This window comes from Streptomyces gilvosporeus, from assembly GCF_002082195.1.
Taxonomy (GTDB): Bacteria; Actinomycetota; Actinomycetes; order Streptomycetales; family Streptomycetaceae; genus Streptomyces; species Streptomyces gilvosporeus.
The window spans coordinates 5490405-5506510 of the sequence record NZ_CP020569.1 but is presented as its reverse complement, the minus strand read 5'-3'; the positions used below and the strand labels follow the sequence as shown (position 1 = coordinate 5506510).

The following is a 16106-nucleotide window of genomic DNA, read 5'->3' as shown; positions in this document are numbered from 1 at the left end:
GGGCAGGGACCGCCTAGTCGAACCACCGCGCCTCCGCCAGTTCCTCCCCCCGCTCCGGGTCCTCCAGCAGCGCGGCGACCTCGAAGCGGCGGGGCCACTGGGCCGCGGCCCAGGCGAGGCCCGCTGCGACGCCCTCCAGGGTGGCGGCGTGGAGCGTGCCGTCCGGGGTCAGACGCCAGTCGAGCTCGGTGCCGTCGTCCAGGACGAGGGACTCGTGCTCGAAGTACGTATCGGGGGTGGCGGGGCCGAGCAGTACCCGTACCTCGTCGGGGACTTCATGGCGTACGCCCTCGGAGCGGACCTCGGCGGTGACGGCCTCGCTCAGCCGGCGGACCTGGAGCAGTTCGGCCAGCTCGGCGGCGCGCGAGGGGCGGACCGGGAGGAGGGGGTGACGGGTGGCGAGCGGCATCAGGTCGGGGGCGTCGGCGACCAGCGCGGTACCGGCGTCCACCACCTCGATCTCCCCGCCGACCACGGCCCGCAGCTCGTCGGGCAGGGTGACATCGTCGGGGTCGAGATCCGTCAACGCGCCGTAGAGGGCGTGGAGTTGGGCCGGTCCGACGGTCACGTCCGGGTCGGCGAGGCGGGTGAGGAGTTCGGCCGCGCCGCCCGGCTCGTCCAGGAGCGCGGCAACGGACGTCCGCACACCGAGGGCGCGCAGCACCTGGGCGTCGATTTCGCCGGCGTCCGCGGACTCGTACAGCCCGGAGAGGAGGGGGTCGCCGCCTGCGGAGCGCAGACCGGCGGGGCGGCGGCCGTCCAGGACCGGGTGGCCGCGCAGCCACCAGGCGGTGTAGGGACGTACGGACTCGGTGGTGCCGTCGGGCAGCAGGACCCGTACGGGGGTGGTGAGGGCATCGCGCAGCGGCGGCTGGGAGAGCATGGCGAGGACCTGCGGCCAGCAGTCGTCGTCGACCAGGTCGAGATCGCGGACCGCGAGCAGTTCCGTGACCACGGGCGGTACCGGGGTGTCGGGCAGCGCGTCGAGGATGTCCTCGCACCAGACGTCCACGGCGTCCAGCAGACCCGGGTCGTCCGGCTCGGCGAAGTCCCCGTCGCGCGGTTCGAGTTCATCGGGGTCCAGGACGACGTCGGCGGCGCGGACCAGGGCGAAGTCGGCCAGCACACCCACCGCGGTCAGCGGCTGCTCGCCCCAGCGGGCGGCCAACTCGGCCTCGCAGGCGGCGAGTTCGTCTTCCCGGATGACCCGCTGGAAGGGGCTGCCCGGATACACCAGCTCACCGGCGGGGGCCAGCTCGCCGTCCTCGTCCGGCAGGGCGAGGGCCGCCAGCCAGGGCTCGTCACCGGGAGCGAGGTTGGCGTCGCGGACCAGGCCGAGGACCGCCTCGGCCAGTTCCTCGGCGCCGAGTGGGGCGCCCAGGCCGCCGCCCAGCTCGTCCGCGAAGAGGTCGTAGGCGTCCTCGTCCGCATCCAGCGAATTCTCCACCGCGGCCCGGACCTGGGGGGTGGTGAGCACCGCCCGCGGCGAGGCGGGGGTGGCGCCGAGCTTCTCCAGCAGCGGGTGCACGGCATCCGGGTGCGCGACCTTCAGGCCGAGCCGGGCGAGGGTGCGGTGCCGGTCCTCGGTGTCGCCGTCCTCGTACGACCCGCCGCCCGGCAGCGGCAGCAGCACCTGACGGGGCCCGATCGTGGTCCGTACGCCGCCCGCGGCACCCGGCTCCCGGCTCCCGCCCGACCCGGCGAGCGGCACCGGCAGCCCGCTCAGCCGGTCCGGGTCCGTGCCGGCCAGCGCGTCGTACAGCCGCCACCACCATGCGGGCGTCCGCTCGACGCCCGCCAGCCGGTCGACCATCTCCCCCAGCGGCACCCGGGCCACGCCGAGCGCCCGCAGCTCCGGGCGGCGCTCCAGACCGGCCGGCAGCAGGCTGGGGAACAGCTCGGCCAGCACGCCGACGGTCGCGGCGCCCGCGCCCTCCAGCAGTTCGGCGTCCACCGGGCGCAGCACATACGGCGAGACGGCGCCCTCGTCCTCGGCCCACGGGTCCGTCGCCTCGGCCGCCGCCTCCGCCTGCGGCCCGGCCTCGGCGGGCGCGGCGGCGCTGGGCAGGAAGCGCACCCGGGGCAGCAGCTCCAGCACCCGGCGGCGCAGTTCACCGTCCAGGCCGCCCTTGCCCAGGGGGCCGGGCACCAGGTCGAGCGTGCCGACGGACACCGGCTGCCAGTCGCGCAGCAGCGCGGTGTAGGTTTCGGCCGCGCGTCCCACCAGGAAGTCGGTCAGCGGTCCCGGCGCGACATGGCGGCGGGTCGGGTCGAGCGGGAACGTCGCGATCAGCAGCGCGGGCAGGCCCAGGGCCTCGTCCGTCGGCGTCGGCGCATGCACGACGGCCGCGGTGGCGGGCCGTACCGGCGCGCCCTCCTCGCCCACCGGCACCGCCCAGGTCACCGACCAATGGGGCCGCAGCCGCTCCTCGATGGGCCGGTCGGCGAGCAGGGCCGCATCCAGCGCACCGCCGTCGCCGGCCACCCGCCACCGGGTCGCCCCCCGCTCGCTGTCCTCGATCAGGACGTAGTCGTCCTCCTGACGGCGCCTCAGCTCCCGTACGCCCGCGGGGGTCTCGATGACCACCTCGGCCAGGCCCGGCAGCGTCAGCAGCAGCGCCGCGTCGATCCCGGCCAGCAGCCGCTCCGTGAGGTCCAGCGCGGCGCCGTCGCGCAGCGGCAGCACGACGGCGGTGTCATAGCCCTCGGGCGCGCCGCCCTCCGCGGGCAGCGGCAGCCGCAGCAGCGGTACGTGGCCGTCGCGGCGGCGCAGCTCGCCGCCCAGTCCGGGGCTGTGCGCCGCCACCGCCTCGGTCATCGCCCGCGCCTCGGCGAGCGACCAGCGCACGCCGCCGGTACGCCCCACCAGCGCCGGCTCGTCGCTGACGGACAGCACCGCGGCGAACCCGACCCCGAACCGGCCCACCGCGCCGGCCGCCACGCTCGCCTCCCGCTTCGCGGAGGCGCGCAGCGTGGAGAGCGACTCGACGCCGGTGGCGTCCAGGGGGGCACCGGTGTTGGAGGCGACGAGAACGGCGGAGCCGGTGTCGTCGGCCGGGTGCAGGGTCAGGCGCAGCCGACCGGCAACCTTGGCGCGCGCGGCCGCGTCGGCGGCGTTCTGCGCCAGCTCGACCACGAGGCGGTCGCGGTAGCCGCCCAGCGCGAGGTCCTCCTCCGCGTTGGCGTCCTCCCGGAACCGGGCGGGCGACGCGGCCCACGCATCCAGTACGCCGCGGCGCAGCCGCGCGGTCCCAAACGGGTCGCTGCCTTCGGCTGCGCCTCGCACCCACGACCTACCAGCCACGTGTCCGTCTCCCTTTTGGTGGTCCGCCTGTCACTGACGTTACCGCCCTCCCCTCCGGGGGTTTCTCCCCACGTTGCCGGGTGCGGCGCCGTTTCTGTTGCGGTGGTTCTGTACCCGCCTGGCGGCGGGATCGGGGTGGGTTTCGGGGTTGGTCGCCTGCTGTGTGTGGTGGGTGCGGGGCCGGTCTTCCACGACTTCGTCGCTCCAGCCCGGCCCCTCCCGTCCGGTTCGGCGGCCACCCCGGGGTGGGGGTTACCTGGTGGGTTTCCCTGAGCCTTCACCCGGCGGCCGTCTGTACCTTCCTCTCCTGGCCGGGAGGTCGACGACGGTGGGGAGGCGGCAGGCTGTAGGGACGAAGTCCTGGAAGCCTGACGCCGCACCCACACCCGGGTGCACACGACCGCGGCGGCCAACCCCACCCCCGCCCGCCGAAGGCGGGCAAAGCGCAACCCCCACGGCGCCGCAGAAAACAACGTGGGGAGAATCAGCTATGCCCGAGTTCCTCGGCCGGGGCCGTCTCAGAAACGGACCCGCCCTCCTCCGGCCGCAAGGACAACGGCTCGACGACCGTCTCGTCGACCACCGGCGGCGCCGGCCGCGGAGGCGCCGGCATGACGGCGGCTTCGGAGTGGGCCCCGCAGCCGTAGGCGAGGGAGACGACCCGGCCGTCCGCCGGGGAGAACTCGTTGGCGCACACGCCGAAGGCCTGCCGCAGGGAGCCGGTGAGCGGGGACAGGAAGCCGCAGGTCATGCAGGTGGCGGGGGCCGCCTGGGCCATGGGGGTCTTGGCGCCGTACGCCTCTTCCCAGCGGTCGGCCGCGGCGTGCAGGCCGTAGCGGGACAGGACGCGGGCGCGGCGCATGCCGAGTTCCTCGGCGACGTCGGCGATGCCGCCCCGGGCGGGGGCCGGCTGGGCGGCGGGTGAGCCGGGGACGACGTCCGCCTCCTCGGAGTCGGCGACGTCGGCGGCCATGCCCTCGGCGACCACGGAGTTGGGCGGCGGGACGTCCTCGCCGGAGTAGCCCGGTTCGAGGCGGAGGTCCTCGGCCTCGGTGGGCAGCAGGTCGCCGGGGCCCATGTCGCCGGGGCGCAGCCGCTCGCTCCAGGGCACCCACTCGGGCGCCAGCAGGGCGTCGGGGCCGGGCAGCAGGACGGACTCGTCGAGGGTGACGACCTTGGCGCGGGAGGCGCGGGCGACGGTCACGGCCCAGCGCCAGCCCCGGTAGCCGGGTTCGTTGCAGGCGAAGAGGTGGGTGACGACCCGGTCCGCGTCGGCGACCGCTCCGATGTGCTCGCCGACCGCGCCGGGCAGCGCGGTCTCCTCCGCCGCCGTCCGCGCAAGGTCGACCGCCTCGGCGCACAGGCGGTCAGGGGTACGGCTTCGCATCGCAGCACTCACAAGAATCGATTCTCTCTTCCACGCCGTCTCACGAGTGCGCCAGCCAAGGCTGTCCTGTCTGTCCGGACGACCGGCGGGGCCGGGGGCGGGCGGAGCGGACCTGAGGACCGCGTCGACGTCCGCGCCCGATCGGTTTCGGTCGAGCGCACCTCTTACGTCCCATTCTGCGGGATAACGACGAGGCACGCGGCCAAAAACGACCGCCGGTGGCGCGCTACACACGCTACCCCTTCAACGGTGCACGACCCCTCGCGGGAGCAGCAAAAGTCAGCGGCGGCCCGACAGGCCCGGTGCGCCTCGCGCGCCAGGCCCGAGAAAGCGCAATCTACCGGGCGAGTTGGGGCAATATGGCCGGGTGGCTGCCGCACGGTACGGAGGTAACCGGGCCCGCCGGACGGGCCGGGGGGCCGGGCGTGCACTGCGGGTGCCGTTCACCTCGGCGGGCCGGGGGCTGCGCCGGATGACACATGCGCACGGCGCGGGCGAGTCGGGGCTGAGCAAGCTGATCGAGCTGCACGCGGTGAACTCCGCGGGCGACATGATGATCACGATCGCGCTGGCCTCGACGGTGTTCTTCTCGGTGCCGACGGACCAGGCGCGGGGCCGGGTGGCGCTGTATCTGGCGGTGACCATGGCGCCGTTCGCGCTGCTGGCGCCGGTGGTCGGGCCGCTGCTGGACCGGGTGCCGCACGGGCGGCGGGCGGCGATGGCGGTCGCGATGCTGGCGCGGGCGCTGCTGGCGCTGACGATGGCGGGCGCGGTGGCGACCGGGGGGCTCCAGCTGTATCCGGAGGCCCTGGGGGTGCTGGTGGCGTCCAAGGCGTACGGGGTGGTGCGCAGCGCGGTGGTGCCGCGGCTGCTGCCGCCGCAGATCTCGCTGGTCAAGGCCAATTCACGGGTGACGCTGGCGGGGCTGCTGGCGACGGGTGTGGCCGCGCCGGCCGGCGGCGGGCTGCATCTGATCGGGCCGAGCTGGCCGCTGTACGGGGCGTTCGTGGTGTTCGCGACGGGGACGTTCCTGTCGTTCTCGTTGCCGCACAAGGTGGATTCGGCCAAGGGCGAGGGACGGGCGCGGCTGGCGGCGCGGGATGCGGCGGCGGTCTCGGGCGGCACACCGCCCAAGCCGGGGCTGCGCACGGTCGGCCCGTCGGTGCTGCACGGGCTCCAGGCCAATGCCGCGCTGCGGGCGCTGTCCGGCTTTCTGACGTTCTTCCTGGCGTTCCTGCTGCGGGAGCAGCCGCTGGGCGGGCTGGGCCCGGCGGCCTCGCTGGGGCTGGTGGCGGTGGCGGCCGGTACGGGCAATGCGCTGGGTACGGCGGTGGGGGCCTGGCTCAAGGCCCGCGACCCGGAGGCGATCATCGCGGGGGTGCTGGGGCTGGCGCTGTCGGTGACGGTGCTCGCGGCGGTCTTCTACGAGGTGATGGCGCCCGTCGTGGTGACGGCGGCGGCCGCCTGTGCCGGGCTGTGCCAGGCGCTGGCGAAGCTGTCGCTGGACGCGACGATCCAGCGCGATGTGCCCGAGGCCGTACGGACCTCGGCGTTCGCCCGGTCGGAGACGGCGTTGCAGCTGTCGTGGGTGGTCGGCGGCGCCCTGGGCATCTCGCTGCCGCTGATCGGTGTGCTGGGCATGGCGGTGGCGTCGGGGCTGGTGGCGCTGGGGGCGGCCGTGGCGGTACGGGGGCTGCTGCAGGCGGCCCGGCAGGTCGGCGGCCGGCGTGCCCGGGTGGCCTGACCGGGGGCCGCCGGTGGACGGGCGCGGACGCCGGGTGGCCCGACCGGTGGCCCCGGGTGGCCCCGTCCGGGGCGGCGCGCCGTACCCGCGCGTGGCGTGGGAGCAGGCGCCCGATAGCCTGCCCGTATGACCGCTGCGTTGATCTCCCGGGCGAAGGGCCGCCGCGCCGCTGCCGCCATCGGTGCCGTGTCCCTGGGCCTGCTCACCCTCTCCGCCTGTGAGAAGCCGACCGAGCTCGCGACCGTGACGGTCGGCTCGACGACGCTGACGTCGGAGGCCATTCCCGGCTGCGACGGCAACGGCGAGGCGCTGTCCCAGAAGCAGATCGCGAGCTGTGTGTCGCAGGAGGGCGGCAAGAGCGTCGAGGTGCACGCCGGCGAGAAGGTCCGCATCGGCGTCGACCCGGCCGTCGCCAAGGCCGGCTGGTACGTCGTCGCCGGCGACCCGGTCCTGCGGGCGCCCAGCAACGACACCTACCGCACCTTCGACGCGGACAAGCTCTTCCAGCGGACGAACCCGCAGACCGGCCAGGTCTCCTACCTCAAGGAGGTCACGCTGCTGATCGGCAAGCTCGCCAAGGGTCAGGGCCAGGGCACGGAGACCATGTGGCACTTCCAGCTCAAGGCGAAGGACTGACCGCACGACCGCCGGCCGCCGACGGGCCCGCGCGGGTCCTCGTCGTCACGGCGGTGGGCGCCGAGCGGGATGCGGTCTGCGCCGCGACGGGCCCGTACGAGGTCCGGGCGCTGCCCGGCGGCCAGGTGCTGCACCGCACCGGTGCCTTCGATGTGCTCGCCGCCGGTGTCGGCCCGGCCGCGGCGGCCGCCGGTGCGGCCACCGCGCTGACCGCCGCCGCGCTCGCGGACGCGCCGTACGGCCTGGTGGTCTCCGCGGGGATCGGCGGCGGCTTCTGCCCCCACGCGCCCCTGGGGTCGGTGGTGGTCGCGGACGCGATCGTCGCCGCCGATCTCGGCGCCGAGACCCCCGACGGGTTCCTTGCGGTCACCGACCTCGGCTTCGGGACCGTCGTCCACCGCCCCGATCCGGAGCTGGTGCACGCCGTCACCGCGGCGACCGGCGGCGCGGCCGGCACCGTGGTGACCGTCTCCACCGTCACCGGCAGCGCCGCCCGCGCGACCGCGCTGGCGGATCGTCACCCGGGCGTGCTGGCCGAGGCCATGGAGGGCTTCGGCGTCGCCGAGGCGGCCGCCGCGCACGGGGTGCCGGTGCTCGAAATCCGTACGGTCTCCAACGCCGTCGGCCCCCGCGACCGCGCCGCCTGGCGGATCGGCGAGGCGCTGGCGGCGCTGACCGACGCCTTCCGCGCGCTGCCCGCAGCGCTCCCGCCCGCCTTGAGGAGGACCCCGTGACCGCGACCCGGCCCCTGGACATCGCGTACTCGCCGTGCCCGAACGACACCTTCGTCTTCGAGGCCCTCGCACACGGCCGGGTCCCGGACACGCCGGAGCTGGCCGTCACCTACGCCGATATCGACGTGACCAACGGCATGGCCGAGCGCGGCGAGTTCGATGTGCTGAAGGTGTCGTACGCGGTGCTGCCGTGGATCCTCGACGACTATGCGCTGCTGCCCTGCGGCGGTGCGCTGGGGCGCGGCTGCGGCCCGCTGGTACTGACCCGGGAGCAGGCGACGGCCGCGGACCTCAAGGGCAAAACGGTCGCGGTGCCCAGCGAGCGCTCCACCGCCTATCTGCTGTTCCGGCTGTGGGCGGCCGCCGAAGTGCCGGGCGGGGTCGGCGAGATCGTGGTGCTGCCGTTCCACGAGATCATGCCGGCGGTGCGCAACGGCACGGTGGACGCGGGCCTGGTCATCCACGAGGCGCGGTTCACCTACCAGGACCACGGGCTGACCTGTCTGGCCGACATGGGCGAGCACTGGGAGACCACCACCGGACTGCCGATCCCGCTCGGCGCGATCGTCGCCAAGCGGTCGCTGGGCGCGCCGGCGCTGCGCCGACTGGCGGCCGCCATCCGCACGTCCGTCCGGATGGCCTGGGACGACCCGCAGATCTCGCGTCCCTACGTCCTGGAGCACGCCCAGGAGATGGATCCGGCCGTCGCCGACCGGCACATCGCCCTGTACGTCAATGAATTCACCGCCGACCTGGGCGCGGACGGCCTGGCCGCGGTGCGCGGACTGCTCGACCGCGCCGCGGCCGAGGGGCTCGTACCGCCCCTCGGCCGCGATGCGCTGCGTTTCGTGGACTGACCCGTCAGACGTCCAGCTGGTCGGCGACCGCCCGCAGCATGCCGGCGATCTTGGCGCCATGGGCCTTGTCGGGGTAGCGGCCGCGCTCCAGCTGCTGGGTGACGTTCTCCAGCAGGGTGGTGAGGTCCTGCACGATCGAGGCGAGTTCATCCGGCTTGCGGCGCTGGGCGGCCGCCACCGAGGGCGCGGGGTCGAGGAGCGTCACCGTCAGCGCCTGGTCGCCGCGCTGACCGGCGACCACGCCGAACTCGACGCGCTGGCCCGGCTTGAGTGCGTCCACCCCGTCGGGAAGCACCGACGAGTGCACAAAGACGTCACCGCCGTCGTCGCGGGAGAGAAAGCCGAAGCCCTTCTCGCTGTTGAACCACTTGACCTTGCCGGTAGGCACGTCTGTCCTCGTCCTTGTACTCGTCGGGAAGTGCTGGGAAAAATACTGGCGTCTGCTGCGCACCCGCAGCAGACGCGGTCTGAATAACGATCTCGTGAAACGGCTCTGGATAGCAGTGCAGCGGGTCACCTGACCCGCCACCACCAAGGCTAATGGTCCGGTGCCCGGTGACAAGACGTCCCAGGGGGGATCCTCGGAACTTCTGGCCCGGCACTTACCCTGGTCAGGTGTCTGATGAAACGCCCCAGGCCGGGGATCTGCTGGTCCGAATCGGCGCGATCATGTTCCTAGTTGGCGCAGTGGCCACTCTCGCCACGGTGGCGCCGCTGTTCCTCGGGACCGAGCCGCTGCCGTCCGTCTTCTACTGGGTGTGCATGCTGATGGGCGCCGGTTTCGCGGTGGCCGCGGCGGGCGTGATCCGGTCCGCCAGGGCCCAGCGGCGTCATACGGAGGCCGACGCCGCGCCCTCGCCGTCCGCTACGTAGCGATCCAGCCACCCGGCGAACTCCGTCAGATCGCCGAGCACCACATCGGCCCCGGCCGCGCGCAGCTCCTCCGCCGTGCACGGTCCCGTCGCGACGGCCACCGACAGCGCCTGTGCGGTGCGCGCGCCCCGTACGTCGCCGGTGTGGTCGCCGACGTAGACCGCCGCGTCGTGCTCGCGCAGCGCCTCGGCCTTGGCCTCCGCCCACAGCGAGCCGATGACCGCGTCCGCGTCGATGCCCAGATGGGCCAGATGCAGCTTGGCGCTGGGCTCGTACTTGGCGGTGACGACGATCGCCCGCCCGCCCGCCGCCCGCACCGCGGCCAGGGCCTCCCGGGCACCGGGCATGGCCCGCGTCGGCGCGATCGCGTAATCCGGATACAGCCCGCGGTAGACCGCACACATCTCCACCACCCGCTCCGCCGGGAACCACCGCCGGATCTCCTCCTCCAACGGCGGCCCCAGCCGACCGATCGCCGCCTCGGCATCGACGTAGGTGCCGGTCCTGGCCGACAGCTCCTCGTAGGTGGCCTTGATGCCGGGCCGGGAGTCGATCAGCGTCATATCGAGATCGAACCCGACGGTAAGTGTGCGCATGGTTTGCATTCTCCCCACGTTGTTTTCTGCGGCGCCGTGGGGGTTGCGCTTTGCCCGCCTTCGGCGGGCGGGGGTGGGGTTGGCCGCCGCGGTCGTGTGCACCCGGGTGTGGGTGCGGCGTCAGGCTTCCAGGACTTCGTCCCTACAGCCTGCCGCCTCCCCGCCGTCGTCGACCTCCCGGCCAGGGGAGGAAGGTACAGACGGCCGCCGGGTGAAGGCTCAGGGAAACCCACCAGGTAACCCCCACCCCGGGGTGGCCGCCGAACCGGACGGGAGGGGCCGGGCTGGAGCGACGAAGTCGTGGAAGACCGGCCCCGCACCCACACCACACAGCAGGCGACCAACCCCGAAACCCACCCCGATCCCGCCGCCAGGCGGGTACAGAACCACCGCAACAGAAACGGCGCCGCACCCGGCAACGTGGGGCCCACGGCGAACGTGGGGCCTAATACGAACGCCGGAGACGCCAAAGGACGTACCCCGAAGACAACACGGCCGCGACCCGAGCCACCCCGGGCAGGCCCTCCAAAAGGGCCTGCCCGACCGCACCGGGGGCAACCCGCTCGCCCCACCGCCCGTCGAAGCGCCCCCAGAGCCACACCAGCAGACCGCACAGGGCGGCTCCCGGCACGCCCAGGACGGCGAACTTGACCTCGGCGCGGGTCAGCCGCCGCGACACGTACAGCAGCCCCCAGCCGCCCGCGAGCGCGAGCCAGGAGCCGACCACGGCGCCCGCGAGCAGCAGCACCACCGCCAGCGCCGGGACGGGGCTGAGCCACGCCCAGGAGGACGCCGGGGGCTCTTCGGGGGCGTCCTCCGGCTCACCGGCCGGGTCGTCCTCGGCTTCGGCCTCGGGGCCGGGCGCTCGGCGGCGCGCCAGCGCACGCCGCAGGAGTCGCGGAAGGGACCGCCTGCCGTCCTCCGGGTCGGCATCGTCGGCTCCATCGGCCGCCTCGGCGGCCTCGGCCTCGGGCCGCTCCCAGACCTCCGGGAGCTCGATGCCGCCGATGAACCCCGGCACGCTCTCCTCCGCCGCGTACGGCGACGCCTCCACCCGCCACCAGTCCGGCGGATCGTCCGCATCGCCCAGCTCGTCGGCGCCCGCCAGATGCGGCGGCGCGCCGCCCGGATCCGGCTCCGGCGCGGGCCGGGCGGGTTTGCGCAGAAAGCCGGGGCGCGGCGTGCCGTCCCGGGGCCCGGGGACCTTGCCGAGAAGGCCGGAGCGCCATCCGGGGCCGCTGCCGGCCGGCTCCACCTCCGGGGGCGCGTCCCCGCTGCGCGCGGCCGCCACCAGCGCCTCCGGCGTGCCCAGCCGCGCCAGCATCCGCTTCACTCCGGGGACGGTGTCGGGTTTCTGGGCGTCGATCCGGGACCGCAGTCCGGCCACCAGCTGCATCCGTGCGGCGGCCGGCAGTCCGCGCTGCTGTGCCAGATCGCCGACCCGGCTCAGATAGTCGAAGACCAGCTGATCGCTTTCGATCCCCACGGTATTACCCCAATAACCCCACGAAGTCCCCTGCGGCGCCCGCCGGTTGCGCCTCCGACCGTACCGCCGACCGGTCCGGACCGCCGCCCCCGACGGGCCCGCCGGGCGTGCGCCCCTCGGCGCCGTGGCCGCCAGACGGTGCCCTGGGATCCATGGCCCGGCTAACGTAAGACGAATGACCGATACACCCCGCACCCTGGCCGAGGAGCTCAGAACCCGCACCGACAGCGGGCTCGCCGGCCTGCTGCGGGCCCGGCCCGATCTGCTCTCCCCGGTGCCGGGGGACGTCACCCAGCTCGCCACCAGGGCTGGCACCCGCGCCTCGGTGGCGCGGGCGGTCGAGCGGCTGGACCGCTTCGCGCTGCAGACCGCCGAGGCGCTGGCCGTGGCGCCCGACCCCTGCCCGTACCCGGCGCTCGACGCGCTGATGTGCGGGGACGCCGGGGATCCGGCGGTCGCCGCGGAGCTGCCCCGGGCGGTGGCCACGCTGCGGGCGCAGGCGCTGGTGTGGGGGCCGGACGAGCGGCTGCGGCTGGTGCGGACGGCCCGTGAGCTGCTCACGCCGAGCGCCACCCATCCCTCGCCCACCGGGCTCGGCCCGACCGTCGCGGAGGCCACCGCGGGGATGTCGCCGGGTCGGCTCCAGGAGATCCTCGCCGCGGCGGACCTGCCCGCCACCCACGATCCGGTCACCGCCATCGCCGCGCTGACCTCGCTCTTCTCCGACCGCACGCGGATGGCACGGCTGCTGGACACCGCCCCGGCCGAGTCCGTCGCGGTGCTCGACAAGCTGCTGTGGGGGCCTCCGTACGGCGGTGTCACGGACCGCCCGGCCGCGCATCTCCAGTGGCTGCTCGACCGCGGGCTGCTGCTCCCGGCGGGCGGGCGCAATGTCGTGCTGCCCCGGGAGGTCGCCCTGCATCTGCGGGCGGGCCGCGCGCACCGCACCCCGGAACCGCTGCCGCCGAAACCGGCGCCCGCCACGGAACGCGATCCCCGCCTGGTGGACAACGCCGCCGCGAGCGCGGCCTTCACGGCGCTGGCGACCGTCGAGGAACTGCTCAAGGAGTGGGACCTGGGCGGGCCGTCGGTCCTGCGAGCCGGGGGCCTGAGCGTGCGCGACCTCAAGCGGACCGCGACCGCCCTGGACACCACCGAACATCTGGCCGCCTTCTGGCTGGAACTGGCCTACGGGGCGGGGCTGATCGCCTCCGACGGCGAGACCGATGAGCGATATGCGGCCACCCCGGCCGCCGAGGAGTGGCTGCAACTGCCCGACCACGAGCGCTGGGCGGTGCTGGCGGCCGCCTGGCTGCCCGCGACCCGTACGCCGGGGGTGGTCGGCACCGCCGACGCCAAGGGCCGCACCCTCGCCGCGCTGGGGCCGAATGTGGACCGCTCCCCGGCCCCGGAGGTCCGTCGGCGCACCCTCGCCCTGCTGGCCGCTCTCCCGCCCGGGACGTCCGTACCGTCCGGGGCGCTGCTCGCCCGGCTCCAGTGGGAGCGGCCGCTGCGCGGGGCGGCCGCGGCCAAGCCCGAGGAGGGGACGGCGGCCCCGGTCGAGGCCGATCTGCGGACCCGGCTCGCCCAATGGACGCTCGACGAGGCCGAGTTGCTGGGCGTGACCGGCCGCGGCGCGCTCGCCGCCCACGGCCGCGCGCTGCTCGGCACCGAACCGGAGGACGACGCCCCGGCGCCCGTCCCCACCCCCGCCGAGGCCACGGCCGCCGCGGGCCGCGCCGCCGCCCTGCTCGCCCCGCTGCTGCCCGAGCCCGTCGACCACGTCCTGCTCCAGGCGGACCTGACCGCCGTCGCGCCCGGGCCGCTGCGCCGCCCGCTGGCCGAGGCGCTGGGCGTCCTGGCCGACGTCGAGTCCAAGGGCGGCGCGACGGTGTACCGCTTCACCCCCGCCTCCGTACGCCGCGCCCTGGACGCCGGGCGCTCCGCCGCCGAGCTCCAGGAGTTCCTGGCCGCCCACTCCCGTACGCCGGTCCCGCAGCCGCTCAGCTATCTCGTCGACGATGTGGCCCGTAGGCACGGCCGGTTGCGGGTCGGCGCGGCCGCCGCCTACCTGCGCTGCGACGACGATGCGCTGCTGTCCGAGATCCTCGCCGACCGCCGCGCCGTCGCCCTGCGCCTGCGCCGGCTGGCCCCCACCGTGCTGGCCGCGCAGACCGCCCCCGACCAGCTCCTCGAAGGGCTGCGGGCCATGGGCTACGCCCCCGCCGCCGAGTCCGCCACCGGCGACGTCCTGATCGCCCGCAGCGACACCTACCGCACCCCGCCCCGCACGGCCCCCGTCCCGGTCCCCGAGGGCCCGCCCGCCCCCGACGCCACCCTCCTGACGGCGGCCGTCCGCGCCATCCGCGCCGGCGACCTGGCCGCCACCGCCGAACGCAAACCCGTCCACGCCGCCCCCTCCCCGGCCCCCGGCGGCCTGCCCCGCACCACCTCCGCCGAGACCCTCGCCACGATGCAGGCCGCGGTGCTCACCAGCTCGGCCCTGTGGATCGGCTACGTCAACGCCGACGGCGCCGCCAGCCAGCGGGTGATCGCCCCCGTCCGGGTCGAGGGCGGCTTTGTGACGGCCTACGACCACACCGCCGACGAGGTCCGCACCTATCCGCTCCACCGGATCACGGGCGTGGCCGAACTGGCCGACGAATCCGCGTCCTGAACAGCCCGTTCCGGCGGGCCGCCAGGTCTGCCGTCGTCCATCGCTAACGGGTCGGTGCGCCCATGCGGCAGACTGGACGTTTGGCCGGATGTACGGCCGATGGCTGCGGCCGGTCCCTGCGTCCGGCGGCCGGGAAGCGAAAGGCGAGGCGCGTGAACGGACCTCTCATCGTCCAGAGCGACAAAACGCTGCTCCTGGAGGTGGACCATGAGCTGGCGGACGCCTGCCGGCGGGCCATCGCGCCCTTTGCGGAGCTGGAGCGGGCGCCGGAGCACATCCATACCTACCGGGTGACGCCGCTGGGGCTGTGGAACGCGCGGGCCGCCGGGCACGACGCCGAGCAGGTCGTCGATGCGCTGGTGCAGTTCTCGCGGTATCCGGTGCCGCATGCGCTGCTGGTCGACATCGCCGAGACGATGTCGCGTTACGGGCGGCTGACGCTGGTCAAGCACCCGGCGCACGGGCTGATGCTGACCACCACCGACCGGCCGGTCCTCGAGGAGATCCTGCGGTCGAAGAAGGTGCAGCCGCTGGTCGGGGAGCGGATCGACCGGGACAGTGTGGTCGTGCACCCCTCCGAGCGGGGGCAGATCAAGCAGACGCTGCTCAAGCTGGGCTGGCCGGCCGAGGACCTGGCCGGTTACGTCGACGGCGAGGCGCATCCCATCGAGCTGCGCGAGGACGGCTGGGCGCTGCGGCCGTATCAGCAGCAGGCCGTGGAGGGCTTCTGGCACGGCGGCTCGGGTGTCGTCGTCCTGCCGTGCGGTGCGGGAAAGACGCTGGTGGGGGCCGGTGCGATGGCCCAGGCGAAGGCCACCACGCTGATTCTCGTCACGAATACGGTCTCGGCGCGGCAGTGGAAGCACGAGCTGGTGAAGCGGACGTCGCTGAGCGCGGACGAGATCGGCGAGTACAGCGGGACGAGGAAAGAGATCCGGCCGGTCACCATCGCGACGTATCAGGTGCTGACGACGAAGCGGAAGGGCGTCTATCCGCATCTGGAGCTCTTCGATTCCCGGGACTGGGGCCTGATCGTCTACGACGAGGTGCATCTGCTGCCGGCGCCGGTCTTCAAGTTCACGGCCGATCTCCAGGCGCGGCGGCGGCTGGGGCTGACGGCGACGCTGGTGCGGGAGGACGGGCGGGAGTCGGACGTCTTCTCGCTCATCGGGCCGAAGCGGTTCGATGCGCCGTGGAAGGAGATCGAGGCGCAGGGCTATATCGCCCCGGCCGACTGCGTCGAGGTGCGGGTCAATCTGACCGAGTCGGAGCGGCTGGCGTATGCGACGGCGGAGACCGAGGAGAAGTACCGTTACTGCGCGACGACGGCCAGCAAGCAGTATGTGACCGAGGCGCTGGTGCGGCGCCATCAGGGCGAACAGACCCTGGTCATCGGGCAGTACATCGACCAGCTCGATGAGCTGGGGGAGCATCTGGACGCGCCGGTGATCAAGGGGGAGACCACCAACGCACAGCGGGAGAAGCTCTTCGACGCGTTCCGGGAGGGCGAGATCTCGGTGCTGGTGGTCTCGAAGGTGGCGAACTTCTCGATCGACCTTCCCGAGGCCACGGTGGCGATCCAGGTGTCCGGCACGTTCGGGTCGCGCCAGGAGGAGGCGCAGCGGCTGGGGCGGGTGCTGCGGCCCAAGGCGGACGGGCACGAGGCGCGGTTCTATTCGGTCGTCGCCCGCGACACCATCGACCAGGACTTCGCCGCGCACCGTCAGCGCTTCCTGGCCGAGCAGGGGTATGCGTACCGGATCGTGGACTCCGATGAGCTGCTGGCGACGGAGGAGGAGTGGTGAGGCCCGG

The 16106-nt window shown here is 74.4% G+C and carries 12 protein-coding genes; 7 read left to right on the top strand and 5 right to left on the bottom strand.

Annotation, left to right across the window (positions count from 1 at the left end; genetic code table 11):
- Window positions 1–13: 13 nt before the first annotated feature.
- Together B1H19_RS24680 and B1H19_RS24675 are read right to left on the bottom strand one after the other, a co-directional pair.
- The gene (locus B1H19_RS24680; protein ID WP_083106957.1) at window positions 14–3304 is read right to left on the bottom strand and encodes a sacsin N-terminal ATP-binding-like domain-containing protein; all 3291 of its coding nucleotides are present in this window, start codon (window positions 3302–3304) and stop codon (window positions 14–16) included.
- A 484-nt stretch (window positions 3305–3788) separates the two neighbouring features.
- Window positions 3789–4691 (bottom strand): DUF3027 domain-containing protein, encoded by a 903-nt coding sequence (locus B1H19_RS24675; RefSeq protein ID WP_083106956.1) that lies wholly within the window; start codon window positions 4689–4691, stop codon window positions 3789–3791.
- Window positions 4692–5040: 349 nt separating this feature from the next.
- Here B1H19_RS24675 and B1H19_RS24670 point away from each other — a divergent pair, with 349 nt between their 5' ends.
- From B1H19_RS24670 to B1H19_RS24655, 4 genes are all read left to right on the top strand, one after another.
- Entirely contained in the window at window positions 5041–6435 is a 1395-nt protein-coding gene (locus B1H19_RS24670) for an MFS transporter (protein WP_418361469.1), read from the top strand.
- Window positions 6436–6561: 126 nt separating this feature from the next.
- On the top strand, window positions 6562–7071 hold the full coding sequence (locus B1H19_RS24665; protein ID WP_083106954.1) for a hypothetical protein: 510 nt from the start codon (window positions 6562–6564) through the stop codon (window positions 7069–7071).
- Window positions 7068–7805 carry a futalosine hydrolase gene (locus B1H19_RS24660; RefSeq protein ID WP_083109849.1) on the top strand — a complete coding sequence of 246 codons (738 nt, stop codon included), beginning with the start codon at window positions 7068–7070 and terminating at the stop codon, window positions 7803–7805. The genes B1H19_RS24665 and B1H19_RS24660 overlap by 4 nt, the downstream gene beginning before the upstream one ends.
- On the top strand, window positions 7802–8662 hold the full coding sequence (locus tag B1H19_RS24655) for a 1,4-dihydroxy-6-naphthoate synthase (RefSeq protein WP_083106953.1): 861 nt from the start codon (window positions 7802–7804) through the stop codon (window positions 8660–8662). Before B1H19_RS24660 ends, B1H19_RS24655 begins: the two co-directional genes overlap by 4 nt.
- 4 nt (window positions 8663–8666) lie before the next feature.
- Here the strand turns inward: B1H19_RS24655 and B1H19_RS40515 are convergent, their stop codons facing one another.
- The gene (locus B1H19_RS40515; RefSeq protein WP_046926517.1) at window positions 8667–9050 is read right to left on the bottom strand and encodes a cold-shock protein; all 384 of its coding nucleotides are present in this window, start codon (window positions 9048–9050) and stop codon (window positions 8667–8669) included.
- A gap of 281 nt (window positions 9051–9331) precedes the next feature.
- Here B1H19_RS40515 and B1H19_RS24645 point away from each other — a divergent pair, with 281 nt between their 5' ends.
- A complete protein-coding gene (locus B1H19_RS24645; protein WP_107426432.1) occupies window positions 9332–9535 on the top strand; it encodes a hypothetical protein in 204 nt (67 codons plus the stop codon).
- Here the strand turns inward: B1H19_RS24645 and B1H19_RS24640 are convergent.
- Both B1H19_RS24640 and B1H19_RS24635 read right to left on the bottom strand, forming a co-directional pair.
- A complete protein-coding gene (locus tag B1H19_RS24640) occupies window positions 9493–10131 on the bottom strand; it encodes an HAD family hydrolase (RefSeq protein WP_107426126.1) in 639 nt (212 codons plus the stop codon). The genes B1H19_RS24645 and B1H19_RS24640 overlap by 43 nt on opposite strands.
- A gap of 445 nt (window positions 10132–10576) precedes the next feature.
- Entirely contained in the window at window positions 10577–11617 is a 1041-nt protein-coding gene (locus B1H19_RS24635; protein WP_083106950.1) for a hypothetical protein, read from the bottom strand.
- A gap of 175 nt (window positions 11618–11792) precedes the next feature.
- On the opposite strand from B1H19_RS24635, the gene B1H19_RS24630 reads away from it, so the two are divergent.
- Together B1H19_RS24630 and B1H19_RS24625 are read left to right on the top strand one after the other, a co-directional pair.
- A complete protein-coding gene (locus B1H19_RS24630; RefSeq protein WP_083106949.1) occupies window positions 11793–14294 on the top strand; it encodes a helicase C-terminal domain-containing protein in 2502 nt (833 codons plus the stop codon).
- Between the two features lie 152 nt (window positions 14295–14446).
- Window positions 14447–16099: a DNA repair helicase XPB gene (locus B1H19_RS24625; RefSeq protein WP_083106948.1), complete on the top strand. Its 1653-nt coding sequence runs from the start codon at window positions 14447–14449 to the stop codon at window positions 16097–16099.
- Window positions 16100–16106: the final 7 nt, after the last annotated feature.

Excerpts from the sequence above, each read along its gene's own strand:
- B1H19_RS24675 (WP_083106956.1), bottom strand. The coding sequence starts at position 4,691 with ATGCGAAGCCGTACCCCTGACCGCCTGTGCGCCGAGGCGGTCGACCTT.
- B1H19_RS24665 (WP_083106954.1), top strand. The coding sequence starts at position 6,562 with ATGACCGCTGCGTTGATCTCCCGGGCGAAGGGCCGCCGCGCCGCTGCC.
- B1H19_RS24645 (WP_107426432.1), top strand. The coding sequence starts at position 9,332 with ATGTTCCTAGTTGGCGCAGTGGCCACTCTCGCCACGGTGGCGCCGCTG.
- B1H19_RS24640 (WP_107426126.1), bottom strand. The coding sequence starts at position 10,131 with ATGCGCACACTTACCGTCGGGTTCGATCTCGATATGACGCTGATCGAC.
- B1H19_RS24630 (WP_083106949.1), top strand. The coding sequence starts at position 11,793 with ATGACCGATACACCCCGCACCCTGGCCGAGGAGCTCAGAACCCGCACC.